This is a genomic window from Klebsiella sp. MS 92-3, assembly GCF_000195655.1.
GTDB lineage: Bacteria > Pseudomonadota > Gammaproteobacteria > Enterobacterales > Enterobacteriaceae > Klebsiella > Klebsiella pneumoniae.
Genome location: NZ_GL882815.1, coordinates 59,249 through 63,485, shown reverse-complemented (window position 1 = coordinate 63,485; position 4,237 = coordinate 59,249). Strand labels below are relative to the sequence as shown.

6 protein-coding genes are annotated in these 4,237 nt (G+C 60.0%); 2 read left to right on the top strand and 4 right to left on the bottom strand.

The genetic code is table 11. The features are described 5' to 3' along the window. Nucleotides 1-34 precede the first annotated feature (34 nt). The 4 genes from HMPREF9538_RS12610 to HMPREF9538_RS12625 are packed head-to-tail and all read right to left on the bottom strand — an operon-like array spanning nt 35 to nt 3,337. Nucleotides 35-694, bottom strand: a complete 660-nt coding sequence (locus HMPREF9538_RS12610; protein ID WP_009485255.1) for a methionine ABC transporter permease — start codon at nt 692-694, stop codon at nt 35-37. Then, nucleotides 691-1,482, bottom strand: a complete 792-nt coding sequence (locus tag HMPREF9538_RS12615; protein WP_004176216.1) for a methionine ABC transporter ATP-binding protein — start codon at nt 1,480-1,482, stop codon at nt 691-693. The genes HMPREF9538_RS12610 and HMPREF9538_RS12615 overlap by 4 nt, the downstream gene beginning before the upstream one ends. Then, nucleotides 1,479-2,285, bottom strand: coding sequence for a MetQ/NlpA family ABC transporter substrate-binding protein (locus HMPREF9538_RS12620; RefSeq protein ID WP_002904638.1), 807 nt, complete (start codon nt 2,283-2,285; stop codon nt 1,479-1,481). The genes HMPREF9538_RS12615 and HMPREF9538_RS12620 overlap by 4 nt, the downstream gene beginning before the upstream one ends. Before the next feature lie 23 nt (nt 2,286-2,308). Further along, nucleotides 2,309-3,337, bottom strand: a complete 1,029-nt coding sequence (locus HMPREF9538_RS12625; RefSeq protein ID WP_004176215.1) for an isopenicillin N synthase family dioxygenase — start codon at nt 3,335-3,337, stop codon at nt 2,309-2,311. Nucleotides 3,338-3,619: 282 nt separating this feature from the next. Here HMPREF9538_RS12625 and HMPREF9538_RS12630 point away from each other — a divergent pair, with 282 nt between their 5' ends. Both HMPREF9538_RS12630 and HMPREF9538_RS12635 read left to right on the top strand, forming a co-directional pair. Further along, on the top strand, nt 3,620-3,883 hold the full coding sequence (locus tag HMPREF9538_RS12630; RefSeq protein ID WP_002904643.1) for a VF530 family DNA-binding protein: 264 nt from the start codon (nt 3,620-3,622) through the stop codon (nt 3,881-3,883). A gap of 21 nt (nt 3,884-3,904) precedes the next feature. Next, entirely contained in the window at nt 3,905-4,216 is a 312-nt protein-coding gene (locus HMPREF9538_RS12635; protein WP_009485254.1) for a cupin domain-containing protein, read from the top strand. Nucleotides 4,217-4,237 lie beyond the last annotated feature (21 nt).

Below are 4,237 nucleotides of genomic sequence, written 5' to 3'. Positions count from 1 at the left end.
GCGGAAGAGAGCGGCTGGAACTAATGACTGCCGGCTAGCGGCGGTGGGCCAGGCTACGCACCAGCCGATCGCCGGCCATTTGCACCCCCTGGACCATCGCCACCAGGATCAGCACTGTGCCAAACATGACTTCATTATTAAACCGCTGATAGCCGTAGCGGATGGCGAGGTCGCCGAGTCCACCGCCGCCGATCACACCGGCCATGGAGGAGAAACCAATCAGCATCACGATGGTCAGCGTGATCCCGGCCAGCAGCGTTGGCAGGGCTTCCGGCAGCAGGGATTTAAAAATGACGTGCCAGACGTTGCCGCCCATCGACAGAATGGCTTCAATTCTCCCGTAGTCCACCTCGTCGAGCGCGTTTTCCGTCAGACGGGCAAAGAACGGAAAGGCGCCGATGGTTACCGGCACGATGGCGGCGGTGCTGCCCAGCGTGGTGCCGACGATCAGCCGGGTAAAGGGGATCAGGGCGATCAGCAGTACGATAAACGGCAGCGACCTGCCGATGTTGATCACCGCGCCTAACAGCGCGTTCAGTTTCGGCATCGGCGCCAGCCCGTTGGCGCGGGAAATAAACAACAGCACGCCGGTGGGCAGCCCGATCAGCACGGTAAACAGGGCCGCCAGGCCCACCATATAGAGCGTATCCAGCGTGCCGTCGAGTAATAACAGCCACAAATCTTCCCAGCTCATGCTACTCCGCATAATGGCCTCCCCTGAACGCCGTGGCGGGTAAGAAATTCCTGTTCAGCCTGCGGGTCGTGCAGCAGCGACTGGCGCAGCCGCGACCATGGGGTCACCAGCAGGTCGGCGAGTTTACCGCTTTCGACAATCTCGCCCTGTTCCAGCAGCGCCGCGTGGTCACAGATGGTTTTCACCACCTCCAGCTGGTGCGTAATCAACACGATGGTCAGATTGAGGCGCTGGTTAATATCCGCCAGCAGGGCCAGCACCGAGGCGGTGGTCTCGGGATCCAGCGCACTGGTCGCCTCATCGCACAGCAGCACTTCCGGCCGGGCGGCCAGCGCCCGGGCTATGCCGACGCGCTGCTTTTGCCCGCCGGAAAGCTGTGACGGGAAAGCGGCGGCCTTTTCGCTGAGATCCACCAGCGCCAGCAGTTCGCGCACCCGGGCCTCGCGAGCGGCCCTCGGCACTCCGGCAATCTCCAGCGGCACCGCGACGTTGTCAGCGACGGTGCGGGCATGCAGCAGATTGAAGTGCTGGAAAATCATCCCGGTGCGCAGGCGATAATCCCGCAGCGCCGCCTTGTTCAACTGGGTAATATCCTGTCCGTTCACCAGAATGCGGCCCGAGGTGGGCCGCTCCAGTAAATTGAGACAGCGGATGAGCGTACTTTTGCCGGCGCCACTGCGCCCGAGAATGCCGTATATTGCCCCTTTCGGTATCTGCAACGCGATATCGTTCAGCGCCGGTCGGCCGGTTCCGGCGTAGGTTTTGCTCAGCCCTTCGATGGTTATCATGACTGAGGGGCCACCGGGATCACCGAGCCGTTGTAGGTTTTACGGATAAACTCCGCCACCTGCGGCGAGGTCAGATCTTTCGCCAGCGCCTTAATGCGCGGGTCATTCGCCAGGGCTGGGGTGGTCACCAGAATATTGGCGTACGGGTTATGCTCGGCGCTTTCCAGCCCCAGGGCATCCTTCGCTGGCACCAGGCCGGCTTCCAGCGCGTAGTTACCGTTAATCACCGCCAGGTCGACATCGTCGAGGGAGCGCGGGATCTGCGGCGATTCAATCTCCAGAATCTTCAGGTGTTTCGGGTTCTCGACAATATCCTTCGGCGTCGCCAGGGTGGTGGCCGGGTCGGTAAATTTAGGGTCCAGCTTAATAAGCTTCTGCGCCTGCAGCAGGAACAGCGCCCGGCTCAGGTTGGTGGTGTTATTCGGCACCGCCACGGTGGCGTTTTCCGGCAGTGATGAGAAATCTTTATGCTTATGCGAGTAAATTCCCAGCGGCTCAATATGCACGGTGGCCGCGACGGCAAAGGTTTTACCCAGCGCTTTTTCCTGATCCTTCAGATAGGGAACATGCTGGAAGTAGTTGGCATCCACATCGCCACTGGCCAGCAGTTCATTGGCGTTGACCCCGCTGGTCAGCTCCACCACCTTCAGATCGAGGCTGGGATCGATTTTTTTGATGTAGTTGAGGATCTCCGCGTGGGGAACCGGGTCCGCGGCGACGCGCAGCGCGGCAGCCTGGGCAGACGTCCATGCCAGAGAAAGAGACAGTGCGACCCCTGCCAGTTTAAAAGCGGCATATTTCATGGTGTGTTCCTTTTTAGTTATGGTTAAACGATCAATTGCTCGGCGCGTTCGCGAAACACGTCCTGATAGTAGCGTTCCGCCACGTCCGGATGGGAACGCAGACGGCCCTTGAGATAATTCCAGCCGACATCGCGCAGCAGCGGATTGTGCGGATCGCTGTCCGGCCCTCGCGCTTCACGCGCCAGCTCGGGCGGCAGGGTGTAAACCGGCACCACCGCGTCAAGCTGGGCGCCGAGGAAGAAGGCGATGGAGAGGCGCTGCTGCTGCGCCGGCGGCGACACCACGCGATGGACGGTAGCGCGCAAATACCCGTTGGTCGCCAGCTCCAGCAGTTCGCCAATATTGACCACAAAGCTGCCGGCCAGCGGCACGGCGTCGATCCATTCTCCAGGCGCGACCTCAACCTGCAGTCCTTTCTGCTCGTCCTGCAGCAGGAAGCTGAGAAACCCCGAATCTTTATGGGCGCCGACGCCCTGGCTGCTTTGGGTCTCCTGCTGGCCGGGGTAGCGGATCAGTTTGATATGCTCGTTGGGTTTCTCGCCGTAGAGCTGATCGAAAGCATTCTCCGGGAGCTGCAGTGCTTCGGCAAAGGCGCGCAGCAGGCGGATGCCCACCTGGGTCATTTGCTGTTGCCAGTGAAGTAATACCGGTTTAAGCGACGGCAGGGCGGCAGGCCACAGATTCGGACCCTGCAGGCGCTGCCAGCGCGGGGCGTCGTCGCTGAGGGTCAGCGCCGGACGTTCGGCGCCGATATCAAACTGTTCTCGCCAGTCAGGCTGGCCGCGCGTCAGCTCAGAGGCCGCGCGGTTATAGCCGCGAAAATGGGGGGAGTGGATCATCGCCACCTGCTGTTTTTGCGCCTCATCGAGAGCAAAAAAGCGCTGGGACTGGCGCTGAACTTCATATTGAAGCGCGTCGTCGACACCGTGGTTGATCAAATAGAAGAAGCCGATGTCGCGGGCGGCATGACGCAGGTCGGCCAGGAAGGCCGCTTTATCCGCGGGGTCCGCGTAGCGGGCCAGGTCGAGAATCGGCAGGGTGGTCGCGTTCATTGTGTTCTCCGAAAACGGGGTAATAAGTTATGGGTTGATTCAGGTTCAGGGTTCGGGCACAACAGCAGCGCATGGTGATTTCCTCTGTCCGGGGCTGAACACAGCTTGCCTCAAGGCCAAATAAGCAACCAATAACGTTATTTTCTAATTTATGACCGCGCGGGGTTCAGTGCTTTTGCGTTAAATAGATATAGGCGCGAAGCGCGTAATGAAGCCGGTTGCGCCCGTCGGTGAGAGCCAGTAAGGTAGGCGCACTTTTTAATGCGGAACGGACGTATCGTAATGCACAGCTCGAAAGATCCCCTGCACGGCGTGACGCTGGAAGCGCTGCTCAATGCCCTGGTGGCGCGCTATGGTTGGGCGGAAATGGCCCGCCAGGTCAACATTAACTGCTTTAAAAGCGATCCCAGCATTAAGTCCAGCCTCAAATTTCTCCGCCGGACGCCGTGGGCGCGCAAAGAGGTGGAGGCTATGTATCTCGCCTCCCTTGATGATGACGCGCCGGTGGAGAAAGCGGATCCCTGGGCAAACTGGCAGAAAAAATAACCCTTACCACAGGACACCATCATGCAGAGCTGGAGCAGTAAAGATTTCACCGCCGACCGCGCGTGGGGCGCGCTGGATATTGCCAATTTTCCCGGCACCACCGTGCGTCTGCACTGGACCGACCAACCCTATATCTGGCACATCAATGATGGTCAGGAGGTGTTTGCCGTGATGGATGGTCAGGTGGCGATGCATGTGAAAGTCGACGGCGAGGAGCAGGTTATCATGCTAAACGCCGGCGATATCTTCTACGCCGGGGTGGGATGCGAGCATGTCGCCCACCCGCAGGGGGCGGCGCGTATTCTGGTGATTGAGAAAGAAGGGTCGGTCTGACCCCGCGGCGGGCGGGTCTTT